The following is a 20,612-nucleotide window of genomic DNA, read 5'->3' on the forward strand; positions in this document are numbered from 1 at the left end:
CCCATCGTCCGCGCCGATCTTCCGACAAACACCACCCGGACGGGTCAAGGCCACCGATGGCGGGTCCGACAGGACCCCGGAGAAACACGGAAGGGGCGCCCCGGAATCGGGGCGCCCCTTGCGCTCAGCACGTGTACTGAGGTGTGGCGGTGGGTGTGGGATTTGAACCCACGGTGACATCGCTGCCACGACGGTTTTCAAGACCGTTCCCTTAGGCCGCTCGGGCAACCCACCTGGCCGGTACAGAGTACCGGCCAGGTGAGGGTGGCGGGGGCGACTGCGGGGTCAGGAGGCCTGGGCCTTGTCGTAGGCCGCCTTCGCCTCGTTGCCGAAGTACGGGCCGTACATCCGGTTCGGCAGGAAGGTGTAACCGAAACTGTTCACCGAGACCTGGGTGCCCAGGCCCGTGGCCTCATTGAAGTCCTGGAACCAGGGGCCCCCGCTGGAGCCGCCGGTCATGTTGCAGGCCAGGCTGTGGTCCTTGGTCAGCAGGAAGTCCTTGCCGCTGTTGCCGCTGCAGTAGACGAGCTTGGTGCCGTCGTACGGGGCCGCAGCCGGGAAGCCGAAGGAGTACATCTTCTTGTTGTAGCCGCCGTTGAAGAGGATCCCCTGGGCGCCGACGGTCTGACTCAGGGTCTTTCCGTTCAGCGGGGCGACGACGGCGAGGCCGACGTCCATGTTCATGTCCTCGCTCGCGGCCCACTGGTCGGTGGCGAAGGTCTTGGTGGCCGACCACTGCCCGTAGGGCGCGGAGCCGTTGTTGTAGGCGGGGACGAAGACCCAGTTCGTGTGCCAGGCCCCCTGGTACTTCACGCAGTGACCAGCCGTGATGACCGTGCTGCCGTTGGCGCTGGTGATCGAGTCTCCGGAGCAGGAGGCGGTCCGGTCGCCCATCGTGAAGAAGACCCGGCCCGAGGTCTTCACCACGGCGCCAGCGCCCGTCCAGGCACCGCCCGCCTGCGGGAACGCCGTGGGGGAGGCGGCAGCCGTCGGGGCGATGGCCGTGGGGGTGGCCGCCGTGGCGACCGGGGTACGTGCCCTGCCGGGAGCCGCCGTCACGTCGAGCGGAGTGGCGCTGCGCATCCGCTCCGCTGTCCAGAAGCCCTGGGTGTGCTGTTGCCGGAAGGACGCGGGGGCATCCGCGGCGAGCGAGGGGGTGGCCGCCGTCAGGGCGCCCGCGACCAGGGCGCTCGCCGCGAGCAGGACGGACAAGGCCGTGCGATGACGATTCACGCATGACTCCTTCTGCCGTGCCCGGGCCGGGTGACGACACCGGGCAGGGTGGGGGTGAAGAGCGGTCGGTGCGGATCGGCTGTGCGCGGTGCGTCGTGCGTGGTGCGGATTTCCGGGGGCAGAGTGGCACGGGAGGGTCGCAATGTCAGCGGGCAGTCGGAACGTTCGGTCGGTTCCGGCCAGGAAATGGCCAACTCCCCGCCGTTGCACCGTCATACGGTGAGCATCACGCCCGCGTACGAAACCCCCGCCACCACCACCCAGGCCCCGAGGCCCAGCGCCGCGGCCCGCCCGCCGGTCCGGGCCAGCGTCGGCAGGTGCACCGCGCTCCCCAGGCCGAACAGGGCTGCGGCGAGCAGTGCCTCCTGGGCGGTGTGCGCCCACTCCAGCGCTACGTCGGGCAGTACGCCGGTGGCGCGCAGCACGGCCGCGGCCAGGAACCCGAGGACGAAAAGCGGCACCGGCGCCGGCCGGCGGCCCGAGGCGGTGCGCACCCCGCGACGGCGTGCCCGTACCGAGAAGGCCACGGCCGCCACGAGCGGGGCGAGCAGCGCCACCCGCATCAGCTTGACCAGTACCGCCTCGCCCAGGGCATCAGGGCCCGCGGTCTGCGCGGTGGCCACGACCTGGCCGACATCGTGGACACCGGCGCCGACCCACCGCCCGAAGGCGGGGTCGGAGAGTCCCAACGGCCCTTGGAGAAGCGGGAGTACCGCTATGGCGAGCGTTCCGCACAGGGTGACCAGCGCCACCGAAGCGGCCACGTCCTCCTCGTCGCTGCCGGACACCTCACTCACCGCTCCGATCGCCGAAGCGCCGCAGATCGAGTAGCCGGTGGCGATCAACAGCGGCTGGTCGCCCGGGAGCCGCAGCCGACGGCCCAGCCAGAGGGTGCCGAAGAAGGTGGCCGCGACGACACCGACCACCATCGCCACGGTGGCCCATCCCAGCCGGAGGACCTGGTCCAGCCCCAGGCCGAGGCCCAGCAGGACGATACCCATCCGCATCAGCCGCCGTCCGGCCAGGGAGAGCCCGGGCCGCGCGGCCGCGCGTACGAACGTCCTGAGACCCGGCAGGTGGGCCGCAGCGATGCCCAGCACCACGGATGCGGTCAGCATCGGCACGGCGGGCACGAGGCGATGGATGCACCATGCCGTCAGCGCGCCACCGGCGGCCATCGCCAACCCGGGCCAGGGAGTGGATGTTTCACGTGAAACATGCCGGACCGCCGCGCCCTGAGGACGGTGAAGGAGGGCCATCAGTCGACGGGGAGCGTGTAGACGCGACGGATGCTGGTGCCCAGCCGGGAGACGTCGGCGCCGTAGACATGCACCGATATCGCCTTGCTCGTGCAGGAGTTGCGCACCTTGTGGATGTCGCCGGGCGGGGCGAACCCGCAGACCTCGCCCTGGGCGTTGACCACGTCCTCGGTCGCCACGAGCCGGGCGGGGCCGGCGCCGGGCGCGAGGCGGAAACGGCGTTCGCTCTCCTCCCCCTGGTGCACCCCCGCCACGCACCACGACACGTGGTCGTGGATACAGGTCTCCTGCCCTGGCAGCCAGACCAGGGCCACGACCGAGAAGCTGCCGTCGGACTCGGCGTGCAGGATGTGCTGCCGGTACCGCTCCGGGTCGCCTTCCTGCTGGGCCGGGGTCAGCAGGTCGGGCGCGCCCAGGTGCGGGGCGAGCCGTTCGCCCACCAGGTACGCGGTGAGGTCGGGAGCCAGCCCCCGCTCCACGACCGTGCGGATCTCACTGACGAGGGCGGCCATCCTCGTGGTGGTACGGGCCGGTGTGGTGGTGGTCATACTGGCAGCGTGCTGCCGCCGTTCCATCACGTCCAACGACAGTTATGACCTGAAATCCCTAGCAGCGCTTATGGGTTGGTCAGCAGCCGACCCGGTTCCCGGCCACCTGTTTCAGCGCGTCGAGCACCACGGCCGTCGCCGGGATCCGCAGGTGGTCCCGGTAGACGTAGGCCGCGATGTGCCGGCGTGCGGCAGGCTGGAGGGCCCGCCCGCAGACCCGGCTCAGCGAGAGTGAGGGCAGTACCAGCGCGGGCATCATCGCCACGCCCAGGCCCTGAGCGACCAGGCTCTGCACCACCAGGTTGTCGTCGGTGGCGAAGCGGATGTCGGGCACGAACCCCAGCTCCGCGCACTCGTGCAGCAGGTTCGCACGGCAGCGCGGACAGCCTGCGATCCACCGTTCCTCGGCGAGGTCTGCCAACTGCACGGCGCGGCGCCGGGCCAGCGGATGCCCGGTCGGCAGCAGCACCGTCAGCTGGTCCTCCAGCAGCCTGACCTCGGCGACCTCCTCCGGAATCGCCTCGTGCAGGCCGGGATAGGTGAAGGCCAGGGTGATGTCGCACTCGCCGCGCTCCAGCCGGCGCAGCGACTCGGGGGGCTCCCCCTCCAGCAGTTCCACCTGTATGCCGGGATGGTCCTTGGCCAGGCCGCTCAGGGCCTCGGGGACGAGGGTGACGTTGGCGCTGGGGAAGCCGCACAGCCTCACGCGGCCGGTGCGCAGCCGGGCGTACGCCCTCAGCTGGGCCTCGGCCGCGGAGAGGTTGCCGAGGATGGTCTCGGCGTGCCGGGAGAGGGACTCACCTGCCTCGGTGAGCTGCATCCTGCGGCCCACGCGGGTGAACAGCGGGGTGCCGACGGCACGTTCGAGTGCCTTCATCTGCTGGGTGATGGCGGGCTGGGTGTAGCCCAGCACGCGGGCGGCGGCCGAGTACGACCCGGAGGCGACCACCGCGTGAAAGGTCCGTATGTGCCGAGAATCGAACACGAGGGAAGCATAAGCGGACGTTGGAGGGGCCGTAGGCGATTCCCGCCTACGGCCCCTCCTCGTCGGGTCGCCGCCGCGACCGGTGGTGCTACTTGTCGCCGACCCGGGAGCCGAGCGTGATGTCGACCGTGGTCGGCTTGCCGCCACGCAGGTAGGTCAGCTTCACGGTGTCGCCGGGCTTGTACGTCCAGATCATGCTGATAAGGGTCGGGCCGCTGTCGACCGGCTTGCCGCCGAACTCGGTGATGACGTCGCCCGGCTTGAGGCCCGCCTTGCCGGCGGGGCCGTTCGGGTCCACCAGCTCGTTGGCGGCCGCGCCCTGTTCGGAGATCTTGGCGCCCTCGGACTTGGCCTGCAGGTCCACGGAGACCGAGATCACCGGGTAGACGGGCTTGCCCGTCTTGATCAGCGATTCGGCGACGTTCTTCGCCTGGTTGACCGGGATGGCGAAGCCGAGGCCGATGGAGCCGGCCTGGCCGCCGCCGAAGCCGCCGTTGCCCGCCGACTGGATCGCGGAGTTGATACCGATGACCGCGCCGCGTCCGTCGAGCAGCGGGCCGCCGGAGTTGCCCGGGTTGATCGAGGCGTCCGTCTGGAGGGCACTCATGTACGAGTTCTTGCTGCCGGTGCCGTCGCCGGAGGCGACCGGGCGGTTCTTGGCGCTCACGATGCCGGTGGTGACCGTGTTCGACAGGCCGAAGGGGGCGCCGATCGCGATGGTCGAGTCGCCGACCGCGACCTTGTCGGAGTCGCCGAGCGGCAGCGGCTTGAGGCCGGCCGGCGGGTTCTTCAGCTTGAGGACGGCGACGTCGTAGCCCTGGGCGCGGCCCACGACCTCGGCGTCGTACCGCTTGCCGTCGGAGAACGTCGCGAAGAGCTTGCCGCCGTTCGCGGCCGAGGCCACGACGTGGTTGTTGGTGAGGATGTGGCCCTGCTGGTCGTAGACGAAGCCGGTGCCGGTGCCGCCCTCGCCGTCGCCGGCCGAGGCCTCGATGGTGACCACGCTGGGCAGGGCCCCCGCGGCCAGACCGGCGATGGAGCCGGCCTCGCGCTTGAGGTCCTTGGGGGTGTTCGCGGCGCTGATCGTGGTGGAGCCGGTGCCGTTGTTGCTGCGCTCGGCAGCCCAGTAGCCGACGCCACCGCCGATGCCGCCCGCGAGGAGGGCCGCCACCAGCACAGCCGCGACGAGGCCGCCCTTGCCCTTCTGCTTCGGCGCGGGGGCGCCGTCGGCCGTCAGGGGAGCACCCCAGGCACCGCCGCCGTGGCCGCCCGCTCCGTACGCCGGAACGGTGGGCGGCGGGGGCGGCCAGCCCTCGGCGCCGTGCGCCGCCTGGGCCTGGGGCCCGCCGTACGCCGGGGCGTGGCCCTCGCCATAGGCCGGGGCGGCCGCGGGCGCCGCTGTGGGCGGGATCTGCTGGGTGGGCTCGGTACCGGGGGCCGGAGTGGGCGGCAGCTGCTGGGTCACCGGCTCGGGGACGGCGGGCGCGGGGGCCGCATCCTGCGTCTCGGAGGCCGGAGCAGGGGGTACGGACGGGGCCGCGGGGGGTGTCGGGGCCGCGGTGCCCTCGTTCTCGGTGCTCACAGCGCTCTCTCCTCGTCACACACGGCTTCGGAAAATTCTCTGGCGATATCGGTCCGACTGAACGTTCGACGTGCCGCACAAGTTCCTGGGCAAAGCCTTTCCCATGACCCGTCAGAGCACTGTAAGCCGGACCTGTGCATCTCTCCCCATTCTTTATATCCGACATTACGGATGCGCTCATGGGGCCGATACGCGCCCGCGCCCGGCGCCCGGGGACCTCTCGGTGGCACCATGACCCGGTGACCCACGCAATGCCGCGCACCATCCAGGTCGTCGCCCACCGCGGCGCCTCGGAGGATGCCCCAGAGCACACGCTGGCCGCCTACCGCAAGGCCATCGAGGACGGCGCCGACGGCCTCGAATGCGATGTCCGGCTCACCGCGGACGGCCATCTGGTCCTGGTCCACGACCGCCGGGTGAACCGCACCTCGAACGGCCGCGGCGCGGTCTCCGCCCTGGAACTGGCCGATCTCGCCGCCCTCGACTTCGGCTCCTGGAAGGACCGCGAGGAGTCCCCCGACTGGGACGCGGACCCCGAGCGCACCTCGGTCCTCACCCTGGAGCGCCTGCTGGAGCTGGTCTCCGACGCCGGACGGCCGGTGCAGCTCGCGATCGAGACGAAGCATCCGACCCGCTGGGCCGGACAGGTGGAGGAACGCCTCCTCGCCCTCCTCAAGCGCTTCGATCTGGACGCCCCGCCCGCCGAGGGGCCGCACCCGGTGCGCGTCATGAGCTTCTCGGCACGCTCCCTGCACCGGATCCGGGCTTCCGCGCCGACGATCCCGACCGTGTACCTGATGCAGTTCATCTCGCCGCGGATGCGGGACGGGCGGCTGCCGGCCGGAGTGACGATCGCCGGTCCCGGGATGCGGATCGTGCGCAACCATCCCGGCTTCATCCACAAGCTCCAGGGCGCGGGCCACTCCGTGCACGTATGGACAGTGAACGAACCGGAAGACGTTCAGCTCTGCGCTGATCTGGGCGTGGAGGCCATCATCACGAACAGACCCCGCCAAGTTCTGTCCCAACTCGGACGCTGACATCCCGATTTGCACACCCGTCACCCGCGGCACGTCCGTAACAGGGTGTGCTCCGGCGCATCCGCTCCGCATTTGGTCGGCATGAATGCGTCAGAGGGGCGCGCTTCGGACTCCTTCGGCGGTTTCCGGTCCAGGCCATTGGGGCATCCAGACCATGCGTGGGGCTAAGGAGGTTCCGGGGGTGGCGTTGGTGGTGGCACAAGAAGTGCCCACGTCGTCGTGCATGGACGTACGCCATGGTCCTGCGGGCGTGGGCGAGGCGAGACACCGAATGCGCGAACAACTGCGTATCAGCGGTGTGCCCGAATCGGTCGTGGACGATGCCGTACTGATCCTTTCCGAACTGCTCAGCAACGCCTGTCGACACGGCAGGCCCCTGGGCTCTCGGGAAGTCGGGGACGGGGAGATACGCGCCGCATGGCGCGTCGACAGAGCGGGACGACTGACGGTCGAGGTCACGGACGGCGGCGGGCCCACCCGCCCGGTCCCGGCCACGCCCTCGGTCACCGCACGGGGCGGCCGGGGGCTGAACATCATCAGCGCCCTGGCCCAGGACTGGGGTGTCCGGGACGGAGCGGCGGGTGAGGTCACCGTGTGGGTGATCGTTGCCTGTGGGCCCCGGCACGAGGATTTCGCTACGCGCGTTGCGCCCCCGGCGATCGACTTCAGTACGGCCTTCGACGACCTCGATCCCTGAGCCGGGATCGCCGACCGCACGACGGACACAGCAGCACGGCAACGAGCTACACAGCACGACAGCACGACAGCACGACAGCAGTACCGGTCATCCGCACAGGCGGCCGTCCGGGAGCGCACGCCGACCGTGCTCCCGGCCGCACCCAACCGGTTCCGGCGGTACGAACGGCTAGGCTCGCGCCCAGACACGACGCCGTACCGCCGCAACCGGGAGACACGCACGATGGCCAAGAAGCGCCCCGCAGCCAAGACTGCAAAGCCGCAGCTCAACAACGGTGAGATCCCCGTTGTGGGCGCCCGCGAGCCCTGCCCCTGCGGGTCCGGCCGCCGCTACAAGGCCTGCCACGGCGCGGCCGCCGCGCACGCCGTCACCGAGCACGTGCAGCGCCCGTTCGAGGGCCTGCCGGGCGAGTGCGACTGGGTCGCCCTGCGCGAGCTCGTGCCCGCGGCCACCGTCCCGCTGTCCCTCAAGGGCGGTCTGCCCGAGGGCGTGCCCTCCGTGACGCTGGTGACCGTACTGCCCATGGCGTGGCCGGCACTGCGCCGCGAGGACGGGTCCGTCCTCCTCGGCCTGCAGAACGAGTCCTCCTCCGGCGACCTCGGCCGCGACATGGCCGACACCCTGGAGCGTGCCCTCGCGGCGGAGCCGGGTACGCCGGTTGCCGCCCGCCGGGTTCCGGCCGAGGGTCCCCGACTTCAGGATCTCCTGGACACCGACGGCGGTTTCGAGCCGGTTGTGCACAGCGGGTTCGAATTCTGGATTCCGGAATCCGAGAGCGCCCAGAACGCCTCGCCGGAGATCGCCGCTTCGCTGGAGCGGGCCAACGCCGCCGCCATTCCCACCGTCAAGCTGACCGGCGTGGACGCCGCCTACTGGTGCGAGACCCCGGACAAGAACCACCTGCGCTGGGTCATGCCGCACCCGGAGGAGAAGCTGCTCGACGCCCTCGCGCGGCTGCACGCGGCCGGCACCTCCTCGCTCGGAGAGGGCACGAAGCTCGTCGGCTCCTTCCGCGCGCACGGCCTGATGGTCCCCGTCTGGGACCTGCCCACCGGGGTCACGGCCGACGACGTCGAAAAGCCCGCGGCAGAGTTCGCGGAGCGGCTGGCCGGAGCCCTGGCCACGGACGCCCCGCTGACCACGGAGGAGCGCCGGGCGCGTGGCGGACTCACCAACCGCCAGGTGACCCTCAGCTGACCGAGCGCACGCGTGGAGTCGGTGACCGGAGTCACAACTCCCGCTAATCGTCTGCAAATCGGTGTCTGAATATCGGAGATCGAATTTGCGAACAGGCGATCTCTTGTTACCGTTCTTGTAGCCCGGTCGCTGGTGCATCCCCCGTCGCCAGCGACCGGGCCCTTGATTTTCAGGGTGTGGTCAACCATCACCTGGTGCCGGTGAGTTGCTCCCGGACCTCAAGAGCAGTTCCCCTTCATCATCCGGAACTGCAAATTCCGCTACGGCCGAGTAACTCTCCGGCTCCCCGACCGAGGCCTCCTTCGGCGTCTCGCACAGGCCCGGTTCGTCGCCCGCTCCCACCGCGCACCTGATCTGGACCGTGCGCCCGGCCGGCCCCATCATCGTCAGCACCGCATCCAGTGCGCGACCGCTTGTGTTTCGGTAGTAACTCCGGCCCCACGTCCGGCCGTCACCCACCAGCACGCAGGTCTGCGCCTCCACCCCGTGCGGCGAGGACAGTTCGGGGCCGCAGCGGGAATCCGTACGGGGCTGCTCGGCCGGGCCGGGCTGCTGCGGGCCGGTCGCCGGCGCCGAGTCCGCGGGAGACGTGCGGGAGCGGTCCGAAAGCCCGAGCACCGAGAACAGGCCGCCACCCTTTCCGTCATCCTGACCGGCGAAATCCGGCCTGGCGATCGCTCCGGCGAGCGGGAGCGACAAGATGATCAGCACACCGGCACCGATACCGATCAGGCGGAGATTCATTCGCCGAAGATAGCGAGGCGGGAATGGGGCACAGAGATCCCCGCGCCCAATTCCCTTGGAAACTCGTCCCGCTGGCACCCTTACGAGTGATCCTCGGGTGGCTTGCAGGTCAGTACGCGAGCCTGCTGCCACCGCCGGGCGCACCACTGCTGGCCTCGACCAGTGCGTCCACGACCGCCTCGACCTCGGGCAGCCAGAGACTTCCCGCACCTCGCGCCCCCGACGGGCGCCGGTCCGCGCGCGGCTCCCGTTCCCAGCGCACCTGGCCGCCGCTGGAGGCTGCGGAAGGCGGCAGCAACAGGTAGCCGCCCTCGCCGTGGAAGCGCAGTGAGGAGGGCACGTGGTCCTTCGCGTACAGGAGTTCGCCGAGCCGCTCCAGCGAGTAGGGCGCCACCATCAGCGCCCAACGGGTGGGCGTTGCCACGACCGGCCCGAGCCGCATGCCCAGTGCGTCCAGTCGTACGAGGGCGCGTGCGGCCGCGCCGGCCGGCAGGCTGACCGCGCACGGCGCGGCGCCTCCGGTGGCCATCAGGACGGGAGCGGTGGGCCGGTTGGTCCACCACCAGGCCACCATCCGGGGATCGGTGGTGGCGGCGAGCAGGCCGGGGTCGAAGGGGTGTGCGCCGGGGACGACGCAGTCGGGGTCGGGGCAGGCGCATCCGGCTCCGTCGGGGCCCGATCGGCCGACGCCGGGCAGGACGGGCCATTGCCAGGTGATGGCGCAGACGAGCGCCGCGTCGAGCAGGGCGGACGTGCCGCCGCTCTGTCCCGGGTCGGGGCGCAGGGATTGAAAGCGATCGCGGAGCCGCTGGAGACGCCTTCCGAGGATCTCGCGCATGTGCGCTCGTTCCTTTCCGTTGAACGCCGAGGGCCACATCACACCATGTAACCGGTGTCTCACCACACGTACAGGTTTCGCGTCACTGTCCGCCAGAAGCAGGTTCACACGGTTCGTGCAGATTTCTTACGGGTCCATCAAACGTCCCGCGGGGGTGGAGCGCGACCCGCGTCGGCCGCCGGGACCGGCTGCCGCCGCTAAGGACGACGGCCCGTGCCGGGCGGTTCCCGGTGGCGCCAACTGGCCCCGGGCCTCTACGAGTACGTACCCGACCCCCTGAGGAGCCCGCTCAGTCGATCGCAAAAACCGACTGCTTCCAGCTTTTTCCGGCCAAGTTCTAGCCTTGGCTCGACAGTGAGTTGCCGTCCCACGGACACCAGGATTCCCACCTGGGCAATGCTGGACATGCATCCACGTCTGCGTGTAGATGTGGATTCCTTGATGGCGGTGCAGCACGATCTGGGGGTTTGCGATGCTATTTGGCGAATCGCACCAGGTGGAAAGGCGGACGCCGTGAGCGCCCCGCATCTGCCGAAAGTGGCTGGAATCGATCCAGCAGTCACTGTGTCGCCGCACACTGCGGCGCCCACGCCCGCCCGGACCACCCCCGCACCGGCCCCTCCGCCCGGCCCGGGCAGTGTCATCCAGGACCGCCTGGCGGGCATGGTCTCGGATCTCACCACCCTGCACGAGCTCACCGAGCGCCTCGCCCGCGCCACTGACCTCGACACTTCCCTGCGCGAGTTCCTGCGCGCCGGCGCCGCACTCGTCGGAGCGCGCCGCGGTCTGATCGTCCTGGAGCCCTCCGACGGACTCGGCCCGACCAGCACGATCGGCCTCGGGCTCGGCCACGCAGAGCTCGGCCACATCGAGACCGTGCCGCGCAGCGCCACCTCCTACGGGCGGATCCTCGACGGTCTGCCCGACGCCCAGGGCGGCTCCGAGGTCCTCCCCGAACCGGACGCGCCCCCCGGCACCGGGGGGTTCGCCGCCCCCGTCGACCCCCGCCACCGGGAGGTCGCCGCCCGCCTCGGCTACGCCGCCAGTTACGCCCTCCCCCTCACTGCCGAGGCCACCGGCCGGCTCGGCGCGGCCGTCTGGCTCTACGACGAGCAGGCCGAGCCGAGCGACCGCCAGCGCGACCTCGCCGGGCTGTACGTGAGGCACGCCGCCGAGCATCTGGCCCGGATGCTGGAGGTGGAGCGCTCCCGCTCGCACCTGGCCACCGTCGCCGAGGAACTGCTGCCGAGCCGGCTCCCGCGGCTCCCCGGGGTGCAGCTGGCGGCCCGCCACCACGCCGGGCCCCGTGGCGGGGGCGACTGGTACGACGCCCTGCCGCTGCCCGAGGGAGCCCTGGGCCTGGCCGTCGGCTCCGTCACGGGATCCGGACCGAGCGCCGTCGCCGCGATGGGCCGGCTGCGCGCATCGCTGCGCGCCTACGCCGTCATGGAGGGCGAGGACCCCGTGGCGGTCCTGTCCGACCTGGAGCTGTTGCTGCGCCTCACCGAGCCCGCCCGCTCCGCCACCGCGCTCTTCGCCTACTGCGAGCCCGCCGGTGGGTCGCAGTCGGGAGGCCGGGGCAGCAAGATCATCCTGGCCGGCGCCGGGCACACCCCGCCGTTGCTGATCGGCGAGCACCGCACCGAGTACGTGGAGACCTCGCTCTCCGCCCCGCTGGGCATGCTGTCCTGCTGGGAGGCACCGAGCGTGGAGATCGAACCCGCTCCCGGAGAAACGGTGCTTCTCTACACCGACGGGCTGCTCCACCACACGGGCGACCCGATGGACCGGGCCTACGCCCGGCTGCACGCCGCGGCCGCGGGCGTACCCCGCAGCGCCCGCGACGACCCGGCGGCCCTGTGCGAGCACATCCTGCGGACCGTGCTGCCCGGCGGGGAGCCGACCGAGGCGCCCGAGGACATCGTGCTGCTCGCCGCCCGCTTCGAATGATGCCCGGAGCATGTTCCGAATCGTGACGGACGGCATGATTCGGAACAGCCCTCTCCGTACACGCATACGATGGATACGGTCCACACCCAGGTCCGTACCGTCGTAGCTGAGGAGAAGACGTGGCTGACGAGCTCACCCCGGAGACCCCGGAAGAAGAGCAGCCCAAGAAGACGCACAAGCAGCGCAAGAACGGTCTGTACCCGGGCGTCAGCGACGAACTCGGAGAGAACATGCGCACCGGCTGGGCCGACACCGAGCTGCACGGGCTGGAGCCCATCGCCCAGGCCACGCACACCCTCGCCCGCCGCGACGCACTGTCCCGGCGCTTCCCGGGCGAGCGCCTCGTCATCCCCGCGGGCCGCCTTAAGACCCGCTCGAACGACACCGAGTACCCCTTCCGCGCCTCGACCGAGTACGCCTACCTCACGGGCGACCAGACCGAGAACGGCGTCCTGGTCCTGGAGCCGACGGGGCCGACCGGGCACACCGCCACCATTTACCTGCTGCCGCGCTCCGACCGCGAGAACGGCGAGTTCTGGCTGTCCGGCCAGGGCGAACTGTGGGTCGGCCGCCGGCACTCCCTCGCCGAGGCGGAGCAGCTCCTGGGCGTCCCCGCGAAGGACGTCCGCGAGCTCGCCGAGGCCCTCACCGAGGCCGAGGGCCCGGTCCGCGTCGTGCGCGGCCACGACGCGGTCATCGAGTCCGCCCTCACCGACAAGGTGACCAAGGAGCGCGACGAGGAACTGCGCGTCTACCTCTCCGAGGCCCGTGCGGTGAAGGACTCCTTCGAGATCGGCGAGCTGCAGAAGGCCGTGGACTCGACCGTCCGCGGCTTCGAGGACGTCGTGAAGGTCCTGGACAAGGCCGAGGCCACGTCCGAGCGCTACATCGAGGGCACCTTCTTCCTGCGCGCCCGCGTCGAGGGCAACGACATCGGCTACGGCTCCATCTGCGCCGCCGGCCCGCACGCCTGCACCCTGCACTGGGTCCGCAACGACGGCGACGTCCGCTCCGGTGACCTGCTGCTGCTCGACGCCGGTGTGGAGACCCACAGCCTCTACACCGCCGACGTCACGCGCACGCTGCCGATCAACGGCACGTACAGCGACATCCAGCGCAAGATCTACGACGCCGTGTACGAGTCCCAGGAAGCCGGCATCGCCGCCGTGAAGCCGGGTGCGAAGTTCCGCGACTTCCACGACGCCTCCCAGCACGTACTGGCCGAGAAGCTCGTCGAGTGGGGCGTGCTGGAGGGTCCGGTCGAGCGGGTCCTGGAGCTGGGTCTGCAGCGCCGCTGGACCCTGCACGGCACCGGTCACATGCTCGGCATGGACGTCCACGACTGCGCCGCAGCCCGCCGCGAGGCATATGTCGACGGGACGCTGGAGCCGGGCATGTGCCTGACCGTCGAGCCGGGTCTGTACTTCCAGGCCGACGACCTGACCGTGCCGGAGGAGTACCGCGGCATCGGCGTCCGGATCGAGGACGACATCCTCGTCACCGAGGACGGCAACCGGAACCTGTCGGCCGGGCTGCCCCGTACCTCGAGCGACGTCGAGGCCTGGATGGCCGGCCTGAAGGGCTGACGTCTGCGCGTCGCGCATCGGTGGGCGGGATCCCCTACGGGATCCCGCCCACCTGCGTTCCTAGGACACCTTCAGCAGCGCGTCGTCGCGCCACTTCAGCATCTTGTCGAAGCTCACCACGGCCCCGCGGCCAGGCCGGTTGCGGAAGCGGACGTGGTCGGCGAGCTCGGCGATCAGGTGCAGGCCCCGACCGTGTTCGGCCAGGGAGGGTCTGCGGCGGGCCACCGTCGCGGGCGGGAAACCCGGACCGGAGTCGGTCACCTCGATGCGGCAGCGGTCCCCGTCCAGATAGGCCGTGACGTGGTACGCCTCGGCATCGTCCGGGATTTCGCCACCTCCGCCGTGCTCCACCGCGTTCGCACACGCCTCGCTCAGCGCCACCGAGAGATCGAAGGAGATGTCCGGATCCACCCCCGCGGTCTCCATAGTCCCCAGCAGCAGTCGCCTGGCGAGCGGCACGCTCGCGGCTTCGCGCCTCAAGTGGAGAGACCACCAGATGCTCATACGGTTACCTATTGCCGTCCGCGAGGGGGCGTAAGCGCCCTGCGACCGTCCGAGACCTCAATACGCCCGTTCGGCCGATGTGACTCTCCCGGGGAGCGGTGTATGCGGCAGTCCGGATGGTCCGCACAGAGAGGACTCATGCGGACCTTCCGGACCTGCCGTATGAAGGGCCCGAGGGCAGTGCGATGATGACCCGGCCATGTCTGACCCCCACGCGACGCACGCCGGAGCCGGCCTCCGGCTGATCCGGGCCGCGGTGTTCACCGCGGTCTGTGTCGTGCTGTCCGCGACCGGGCACGCCCTGGCGTCCTGCGCCAGCGTGCCCTGGTGGTCCCTCTGCTTCGGCGTGCTCGCAGTCTTCGCCGTCGCGGCCCCGCTCGCCGGCCGCCGGCGGACCCTTCCCGGCCTCGCCACCGCGCTCACGGCCGGTCAGCTCGGCCTGCACGCGCTGTTCGGCCTCGGCCAGCACGGCGCCACGGCCGCGCAGGCACCGGCCGGCGCCGCCGACGTCCCGCTCGCGGAGCTCGCCGCCCGGCTGGTGTGCGGGGGCAACTCCGTACCGCTCAGCCCGGCCGATGCCCGGCAGATCCTGGAGGCCGCCGGCCTGGACCCGGCCGCTCTTGCCGAGCAGGCGGGACAGGCCGGACAGGCCGCGCAGGTCGTGGCGCAGGGCCACGGCGCGCACGCCCACGTGGCCCAGGCAATCACCACCGCACCCGCGACCGGCCTGTTGAGCCCGGCCATGCTGGCCGGTCACCTGCTGGCCGCACTCGCCGCGGGCTGGCTGCTCGGTCGCGGCGACGCCGCACTCTTTCGACTCGTCGAACTGTCCCGGCGTTCCGCCGAAGCCGCCCCGATCCGTCCGCTGCGCGCCGCGCTGGCGTTCGTACGCGCCCTCGGTTCCGGGCTCCCGGGGGCGGCCGCCCGCACCCCGCGGGTCCTGCGGACCGGGTTCGACCCGGCCCTGTCGACCGGCCGGGAAGCACTCCAGCACACGGTCATCCGGCGCGGGCCGCCCGCGGCGCTCGCCCTCGCAGCCTGACGCGGCACCCACCTTCCCGGACACAGAGCGGGAGCACCGGCGCCGCGAATCTCCGCGCGCGCCCGTGCGCGGAGCACCGCCATCACTGCTTCCGTGGAGTGTTCCTGCCATGAAGACCTCTCGCGTCTCCATCGCCGCCGCCATCGCCGCCGGTTCCGTCTTCGTCCTCTCCGGACCTGCCTTCGCCCACGTCGGCGTGCAGCCCGTCGGCGAGGCCGCCAAGGGTGGCTACGCGACGATCAACTTCAAGGTCCCCAACGAGCGGGACAATGCGTCGACCACCCAGCTGGAGGTCAACTTCCCGATCGACCAGCCGCTCACCTCCGTGATGCCGCAGGACGTTCCCGGCTGGACCGTGACGGTCGAGAAGAGCAAGCTCGACAAGCCGCTGACGGTCCACGGCAAGCAGATCAACGAGGCCGTCACCAAGGTGACCTGGACCGGCGGCAAGATCGAGCCCGGGAAGTTCCAGCAGTTCCCGCTCTCCGTGGGCAAGCTGCCCGAGAGCGTCGACCAGATGGTCTTCAAGTCCATCCAGACGTACGACAACGGTGAGGTCGTCCGCTGGATCGAGGAGGCCAAGGAAGGTGCCGCGGAGCCGCAGAACCCCGCGCCCGTCCTGAAGCTGGCCGCTCCCAAGGGCGACGACCACCACGACAGCGGGGCCAAGGCCGACGAGGCGAAGAACGCCGACAAGGGCGCCGAGCACGGCCACGACAAGGCCGCCTCCGAGCACGGCTCCGACACCACCGCGCGCGCCCTCGGCATCGCCGGCATCGTCGTCGGACTCGGCGGTGTCGCCTTCGGCATCGCCTCGCGCCGCCGCTCCGCCTGACCTGCCGCGCCCGATGGGCGCTGCCACTCCGATACGTCCGTAGCACCCCCGATCCCAGGGATATTTCTCCATGCGCACCACACGTGTGACGGTCGCCGCTCTGCTCGCGGCGGCCGCACTCACCCTCACCGCCTGCGGCGGTGAACCCGCCAAGACCAGCGGGGTCACCCAGATCTCCGGCGGCCAGAGCAACACCAAGGCCGCGACCGTGCTGGACCGCCCTTTCGGCAAGCCCGAGCTCGTCCTCACGGACACCACGGGCAAGCCGTGGAACCTGCGCGAGCAGACCAAGGGCAAGCCCACCCTCATCTACTTCGGCTACACCAGCTGCCCCGACGTGTGCCCGCTGACGATGAGCAACATCGCCGTCGCCAAGAAGGCACTCCCCCAGGCCGACCAGGACAACCTCCGGGTCGTCTTCGTCACCACGGACCCCGAGAGGGACACTCCCGAGGTCCTCGGCGCGTGGCTCAAGGGGCAGGACCCCGCCTTCGTCGGACTCACCGGGGACTTCGCGACCATCCAGGCCGCCGCCCGCACGCTCGGCATCGGTATCGAGGCCGCGAAGAAGGAGGCCAACGGCGACGTCATCTCCATGCACGGCGCCCAGGTCATCGCGTTCTCGCCCAAGACCGACGAGGGATACGTCCTCTACGGCGAGGGCACCACCGTCGACGACTACACCAAGGACCTGCCGAAGCTCGTCAAGGGAGAGAACCCGTGACCGCCCGCACCACCCGTACCCTCGCTGTCGCCCTCTCCCTGACGGCAGCGCTCGCCATATCCGGCTGCTCCGGCGAAGCCGAGCCGAAGATGACCGTCAGCGGCGCCTTCATGCCCCAGCCCGTGAACGACAAGATGGCCGGCGGGTTCCTGGTCATCAAGAACGGCTCCGGGGCCGCCGACAAGCTCACCGGCGCCACGTCCCCGCTCTCCGACGATCTCCAGATCCACGAGACCAAAGACCAGAAGATGCAGCAGGTCCAGTCGATGGACGTGCCGGCGAACGGCGAGCTCCGGCTGGAGCGCGGCGGCAACCACATCATGTTCATGGGGCTGAAGAGCACCCCCAAGGTCGGTGACAAGGTCACCGTCGAGCTCCGCTTCGAGAAGGCCGGCCCAATCAAGGTCGAGCTGGACGTGAAGGACCGGACGTACAAAGCGCAGGCTCCGACCTCTACGGCCGGCAACGGCCACTGACGGACCGAGGAACTGACACGCCATGACGGCCACCGCCCCCGCCCCCTCCACGGCCCGCGCCCGTGCCACGGCACTCCTGCCGCGGCTCGCGCTGGTCCTCGCAGCTCTGCTGGCAACCCTGTTCACCGCGGCCTCCCCGGCCACGGCGCACGCCGCACTCACCGCGAGCGACCCCAAGGACGGGGCGGTGGTCGCCACGGCACCCGCCCAGGTCACGCTCTCCTTCTCGGAGCAGGTGGCGATGGGTGACGACTCCATCCGTGTCCTGGACCCCCAGGGCAAACGTGTGGACACCGGCGAGCTGCGCGACATGTGCAGCGGCAACACCGTCCGGTACGGCACCGCGTTGCACGCCGGACTGCCGAACGGCACCTATACGGTCGCCTGGCAGGCCGTCTCGGCCGACAGCCATCCGATCTCGGGCGCCTTCACCTTCTCCATCGGGGCGCCCTCGGCCACGGATGTCTCCCTGCCCACCGCGCAGGCGGGCGGTGGACCCGTCGGGATCGCCTACGGGATCGCCCGGTACCTCTCCTACGCCGGGTTCACCGTGCTCGTGGGCGGCGCCGCCTTCATCCTGCTGTGCTGGCGCCGGGGGGCTGCCGAGCGGCCGCTGCAGACGCTGGTCGTGCGCGCCTGGGTCACTCTGACCGTGGCCACCCTCGCGATGCTGGTTCTCCGGACCCCGTACACGGGGTCCGGCAACTTCTCCGACGTGTTCGACCTCGATGGGCTCAGGGCCGTCCTGGAGACCAAGACCGGAGCCTCGCTGGTCTCCCGGCTGCTCCTGCTGGGTGCGGCCGCCCTCTTCGTGGCCGTCCTCTTCGGCGTCTACGCGCGCCGCGTGGCCGGTGCCGGACCCGATGGGGCGGACGGGGCGGAGGAGATGGACAAGGCCGACGCGAACGACGGAACCGACGATCCCGGAAAGCCGGACGACACCAGCGATCTCACCTTCGGCCTGGCCATGGGCGGTGCCGTCGTGGCCGGCGGTATCGCCGCCACCTGGGCCCTCTCCGAGCACGCCTCCACCGGTATCCAGCCCGGCATAGCCATGCCGGCCGACATTCTGCACCTGATGGCCGTCGCGACCTGGCTCGGCGGCCTCGCCGCGCTGCTCGTCGCCCTCCACAAGGTTCCCGGGATCGAGCGCGCGGCGGTCCGGCGGTTCTCCACCGTCGCCTTCGTCAGCGTCCTGGTACTCGCCGTCACCGGCATCTACCAGTCCTGGCGCCAGCTCGGCAGCTGGTCCGCCCTCACCGGGACCGACTACGGGCAGCTGCTGCTGCTGAAGGTCGCCCTGGTCGCCGTACTCCTCGGCATCGCCTATGCCTCCCGCAAGTGGACCGCGCGGCTCGCCGATGCTCCCGTTGCCCGCGTGGCGGCCGCGGAGCAGACCTCGGGCGCTGTTTCACGTGAAACAGCTTCGGCCGACGGTTCCGGCGACACCGCCCCCGCCGATGTTTCACGTGAAACAGAGGCCGTCACCGTCCCGGCGGACCCGCAGCGCGCCGCCCAGCTCGCCCGGCAGCGTGCCGCCCGTGAGAGCGCCCGGGAGAAGCAGGTACGCGACGCGGACCCGGACCGTGCCGGCCTGCGCCGCTCCGTCCTCGCCGAGGCGGCCATCGCCGTGATCCTGCTCGCCGTCACCACCGTGCTCACCAGCACCGAGCCCGGACGGGCTGTGGAGCAGGAGACGGGCCGGGGCTCCACTGCCACCGCCGTCCCCGACCGCGCCGTCAAGATCACCCTGCCTTTCGACACCGGCGGCCCGAACGGCAAGGGATCCGTCCGGCTCGAACTCGACCCCGGCCGGGTGGGCGCCAACACCCTGCACCTCTGGTCCGACTCCCCGGACGGCGCCCCGCTCGACCTTCCCGAGATCAAGGTCGCTTTCACGCTTCCCGCCAAGGACATCGGTCCTCTGCCGCTCGTCCCCGAGCAGGCGGCGTCCGGGCACTGGACCGCGTCCGGTGTCCAGCTGCCGCTCGCCGGTGAGTGGCGCATCGACGTGACCGTGCGCACCTCTGAGATCGACCAGACCACCGTCCAGAAGACCGTGAAGATCGGCTGACCAGCGTGACCGAGAGCAACCCCGACATCGAGATCTCCCGGCGCAGGCTGCTGGGCACCGTCGGCGCCGCAGGCGCCGTCGGAATCGCCCTGGGAGGCACCGGCGGCGCCCTCGCGCACTCCGCGCTCGCGGGCTCCGGGAGCGGCTCCGCCCCGGGCGCGGCCGGAAGCCTGACCTCCCTCGGTGCCACCCGGGTGGCCTTCCACGGGGACCACCAGGCCGGTATCACCACGCCGCTGCAGGCCAAGGGCCACCTCGCCGCCTTCGACCTCGCCGCCGGGGCGGGCCGTACGGAAGCCGCCGCGCTGCTGCGCCGCTGGTCCGAGACGGCTCGGCGGCTGATGGCGGGCGAGCCGGCCGCGACCTCCGACAGCGGGATCGCCCTCGACGCCGGTCCGTCGTCCCTCACCGTCACCTTCGGCTTCGGCCGCTCCTTCTTCGAGCGCACGGGCCTCACCGCCCGCCGTCCAGCCGCCCTCGACCCGCTCCCGAACTTCTCCTCGGACCGGCTCGACGACCGGCGCAGCAACGGGGACCTGTGGGTCCAGATCGGCGCCAACGACGGGCTCGTCGCCTTCCACGCGCTGCGTGCCCTGCAGAAGGACGCCGGGGAAGCCGTGCGCGTCCGCTGGCAGATGAACGGCTTCAACCGGTCTCCCGGTGCCACCGGCACCCCGATGACCGCCCGGAACCTGATGGGCCAGATCGACGGCACGGGCAACCCGAAGCCCTCGGAGCCCGACTTCGACAAGCGGATCTTCGTGCCCGCTGCGGGACCCGGTCCCGCCGAGCACGCCTGGATGGGCGGGGGCTCGTACGCCGTGGTCCGGCGCATCCGCATGCTCCTCGACGACTGGGACAAGCAGTCCCTCGCCCAGCAGGAGCAGGTCATCGGCCGAACCAAGGCCACCGGCGCTCCCCTGACGGGCGGCGGTGAGACCACCGAAATGGCGCTCGACAAGCTAGGAGCCGACGGGAAGCCCGTCATCCCCTCCAACGCCCACGCCCGAATTTCCGCCCCCGAGCAGAACGGCGGGGCCGCCATGCTGCGGCGCCCCTTCTCCTTCCACGACGGAATCGGTGCCGATGGCGCTCCGGACGCCGGACTGCTCTTCATCTGCTGGCAGGCCGACCCGTTGCGCGGATTCGTACCCGTACAGCGCAAGCTCGACCGCGGCGACGCACTGTCGGAGTTCATCCGGCACGAGTCCAGCGGCCTGTACGCGGTTCCGCCCGGCCCCCGCAGCGACGAGTACGTGGGGCAGCGGCTGCTCGAAGGATGAACAGGAACCCGGTGG

General features: G+C 71.1%; 18 protein-coding genes, 1 tRNA gene and 1 pseudogene. 11 read left to right on the forward strand and 9 right to left on the reverse strand.

Annotation, left to right across the window (positions count from 1 at the left end):
* Window positions 1–144: 144 nt before the first annotated feature.
* The 6 genes from IE257_RS26690 to IE257_RS26715 form a co-directional block, all read right to left on the reverse strand.
* Window positions 145–234, reverse strand: a tRNA-Ser gene (locus IE257_RS26690).
* Window positions 235–285: 51 nt separating this feature from the next.
* Window positions 286–1,233, reverse strand: coding sequence for a trypsin-like serine peptidase (locus IE257_RS26695; RefSeq protein WP_189972452.1), 948 nt, complete (start codon window positions 1,231–1,233; stop codon window positions 286–288).
* Between the two features lie 212 nt (window positions 1,234–1,445).
* Window positions 1,446–2,492, reverse strand: coding sequence for a YeiH family protein (locus IE257_RS26700; protein WP_189972453.1), 1,047 nt, complete (start codon window positions 2,490–2,492; stop codon window positions 1,446–1,448).
* Entirely contained in the window at window positions 2,492–3,040 is a 549-nt protein-coding gene (locus IE257_RS26705) for a cysteine dioxygenase family protein (protein WP_189972454.1), read from the reverse strand. Before IE257_RS26705 ends, IE257_RS26700 begins: the two co-directional genes overlap by 1 nt.
* A 79-nt stretch (window positions 3,041–3,119) precedes the next feature.
* Window positions 3,120–4,025 carry a LysR family transcriptional regulator gene (locus IE257_RS26710; protein WP_189972455.1) on the reverse strand — a complete coding sequence of 302 codons (906 nt, stop codon included), beginning with the start codon at window positions 4,023–4,025 and terminating at the stop codon, window positions 3,120–3,122.
* Between the two features lie 88 nt (window positions 4,026–4,113).
* Entirely contained in the window at window positions 4,114–5,607 is a 1,494-nt protein-coding gene (locus tag IE257_RS26715) for a S1C family serine protease (RefSeq protein WP_189972456.1), read from the reverse strand.
* A 251-nt stretch (window positions 5,608–5,858) separates the two neighbouring features.
* Between IE257_RS26715 and IE257_RS26720 the strand changes: the two genes are divergently transcribed.
* From IE257_RS26720 to IE257_RS26730, 3 genes and pseudogenes are all read left to right on the forward strand, one after another.
* Window positions 5,859–6,647, forward strand: a complete 789-nt coding sequence (locus IE257_RS26720) for a glycerophosphodiester phosphodiesterase (RefSeq protein ID WP_189972563.1) — start codon at window positions 5,859–5,861, stop codon at window positions 6,645–6,647.
* Between the two features lie 59 nt (window positions 6,648–6,706).
* Window positions 6,707–7,344 (forward strand): annotated as a pseudogene (locus tag IE257_RS26725) (ATP-binding protein).
* Window positions 7,345–7,566: 222 nt separating this feature from the next.
* A complete protein-coding gene (locus IE257_RS26730) occupies window positions 7,567–8,541 on the forward strand; it encodes a DUF5926 family protein (RefSeq protein ID WP_189972457.1) in 975 nt (324 codons plus the stop codon).
* A gap of 180 nt (window positions 8,542–8,721) precedes the next feature.
* Here the strand turns inward: IE257_RS26730 and IE257_RS26735 are convergent, their stop codons facing one another.
* On the reverse strand, window positions 8,722–9,285 hold the full coding sequence (locus tag IE257_RS26735; protein ID WP_189972458.1) for a hypothetical protein: 564 nt from the start codon (window positions 9,283–9,285) through the stop codon (window positions 8,722–8,724).
* Window positions 9,286–9,394: 109 nt separating this feature from the next.
* Window positions 9,395–10,123, reverse strand: coding sequence for a bifunctional DNA primase/polymerase (locus IE257_RS26740; protein WP_189972459.1), 729 nt, complete (start codon window positions 10,121–10,123; stop codon window positions 9,395–9,397).
* A gap of 396 nt (window positions 10,124–10,519) precedes the next feature.
* Here IE257_RS26740 and IE257_RS26745 point away from each other — a divergent pair, with 396 nt between their 5' ends.
* Entirely contained in the window at window positions 10,520–12,073 is a 1,554-nt protein-coding gene (locus tag IE257_RS26745; RefSeq protein ID WP_189972460.1) for a PP2C family protein-serine/threonine phosphatase, read from the forward strand.
* Window positions 12,074–12,192: 119 nt separating this feature from the next.
* Window positions 12,193–13,659, forward strand: a complete 1,467-nt coding sequence (locus tag IE257_RS26750) for an aminopeptidase P family protein (RefSeq protein WP_189972461.1) — start codon at window positions 12,193–12,195, stop codon at window positions 13,657–13,659.
* Window positions 13,660–13,719: 60 nt separating this feature from the next.
* On the opposite strand, the gene IE257_RS26755 is transcribed toward IE257_RS26750, so the two are convergent.
* Entirely contained in the window at window positions 13,720–14,163 is a 444-nt protein-coding gene (locus IE257_RS26755; RefSeq protein WP_030383998.1) for an ATP-binding protein, read from the reverse strand.
* Window positions 14,164–14,362: 199 nt separating this feature from the next.
* On the opposite strand from IE257_RS26755, the gene IE257_RS26760 reads away from it, so the two are divergent.
* The 6 genes from IE257_RS26760 (at window position 14,363) to efeB (ending at window position 20,597) form a co-directional block, all read left to right on the forward strand.
* Window positions 14,363–15,205: a hypothetical protein gene (locus tag IE257_RS26760; RefSeq protein WP_189972462.1), complete on the forward strand. Its 843-nt coding sequence runs from the start codon at window positions 14,363–14,365 to the stop codon at window positions 15,203–15,205.
* Window positions 15,206–15,314: 109 nt separating this feature from the next.
* Window positions 15,315–16,040 carry a YcnI family copper-binding membrane protein gene (locus IE257_RS26765; RefSeq protein WP_189972463.1) on the forward strand — a complete coding sequence of 242 codons (726 nt, stop codon included), beginning with the start codon at window positions 15,315–15,317 and terminating at the stop codon, window positions 16,038–16,040.
* Between the two features lie 70 nt (window positions 16,041–16,110).
* Window positions 16,111–16,764, forward strand: a complete 654-nt coding sequence (locus tag IE257_RS26770; RefSeq protein WP_189972464.1) for an SCO family protein — start codon at window positions 16,111–16,113, stop codon at window positions 16,762–16,764.
* Window positions 16,761–17,240: a copper chaperone PCu(A)C gene (locus IE257_RS26775; protein WP_189972465.1), complete on the forward strand. Its 480-nt coding sequence runs from the start codon at window positions 16,761–16,763 to the stop codon at window positions 17,238–17,240. The genes IE257_RS26770 and IE257_RS26775 overlap by 4 nt, the downstream gene beginning before the upstream one ends.
* 22 nt (window positions 17,241–17,262) lie before the next feature.
* Entirely contained in the window at window positions 17,263–19,314 is a 2,052-nt protein-coding gene (locus IE257_RS26780; protein WP_189972466.1) for a copper resistance CopC/CopD family protein, read from the forward strand.
* A complete protein-coding gene (efeB, locus tag IE257_RS26785) occupies window positions 19,311–20,597 on the forward strand; it encodes an iron uptake transporter deferrochelatase/peroxidase subunit (RefSeq protein WP_245385562.1) in 1,287 nt (428 codons plus the stop codon). Before IE257_RS26780 ends, efeB begins: the two co-directional genes overlap by 4 nt.
* Window positions 20,598–20,612: the final 15 nt, after the last annotated feature.

It is taken from the genome of Streptomyces avidinii, from assembly GCF_014650695.1.
GTDB classification, from domain to species: domain Bacteria; phylum Actinomycetota; class Actinomycetes; order Streptomycetales; family Streptomycetaceae; genus Streptomyces; species Streptomyces avidinii.

Coding starts and splice junctions, on each gene's coding strand:
- IE257_RS26700 (WP_189972453.1), bottom strand. CDS start 2,492: ATGGCCCTCCTTCACCGTCCTCAGGGCGCGGCGGTCCGGCATGTTTCA.
- IE257_RS26705 (WP_189972454.1), bottom strand. CDS start 3,040: ATGACCACCACCACACCGGCCCGTACCACCACGAGGATGGCCGCCCTC.
- IE257_RS26720 (WP_189972563.1), top strand. CDS start 5,859: ATGCCGCGCACCATCCAGGTCGTCGCCCACCGCGGCGCCTCGGAGGAT.
- IE257_RS26730 (WP_189972457.1), top strand. CDS start 7,567: ATGGCCAAGAAGCGCCCCGCAGCCAAGACTGCAAAGCCGCAGCTCAAC.
- IE257_RS26735 (WP_189972458.1), bottom strand. CDS start 9,285: ATGAATCTCCGCCTGATCGGTATCGGTGCCGGTGTGCTGATCATCTTG.
- IE257_RS26740 (WP_189972459.1), bottom strand. CDS start 10,123: ATGCGCGAGATCCTCGGAAGGCGTCTCCAGCGGCTCCGCGATCGCTTT.
- IE257_RS26745 (WP_189972460.1), top strand. CDS start 10,520: ATGCTGGACATGCATCCACGTCTGCGTGTAGATGTGGATTCCTTGATG.
- IE257_RS26755 (WP_030383998.1), bottom strand. CDS start 14,163: ATGAGCATCTGGTGGTCTCTCCACTTGAGGCGCGAAGCCGCGAGCGTG.
- IE257_RS26760 (WP_189972462.1), top strand. CDS start 14,363: ATGTCTGACCCCCACGCGACGCACGCCGGAGCCGGCCTCCGGCTGATC.
- IE257_RS26765 (WP_189972463.1), top strand. CDS start 15,315: ATGAAGACCTCTCGCGTCTCCATCGCCGCCGCCATCGCCGCCGGTTCC.
- IE257_RS26770 (WP_189972464.1), top strand. CDS start 16,111: ATGCGCACCACACGTGTGACGGTCGCCGCTCTGCTCGCGGCGGCCGCA.
- IE257_RS26780 (WP_189972466.1), top strand. CDS start 17,263: ATGACGGCCACCGCCCCCGCCCCCTCCACGGCCCGCGCCCGTGCCACG.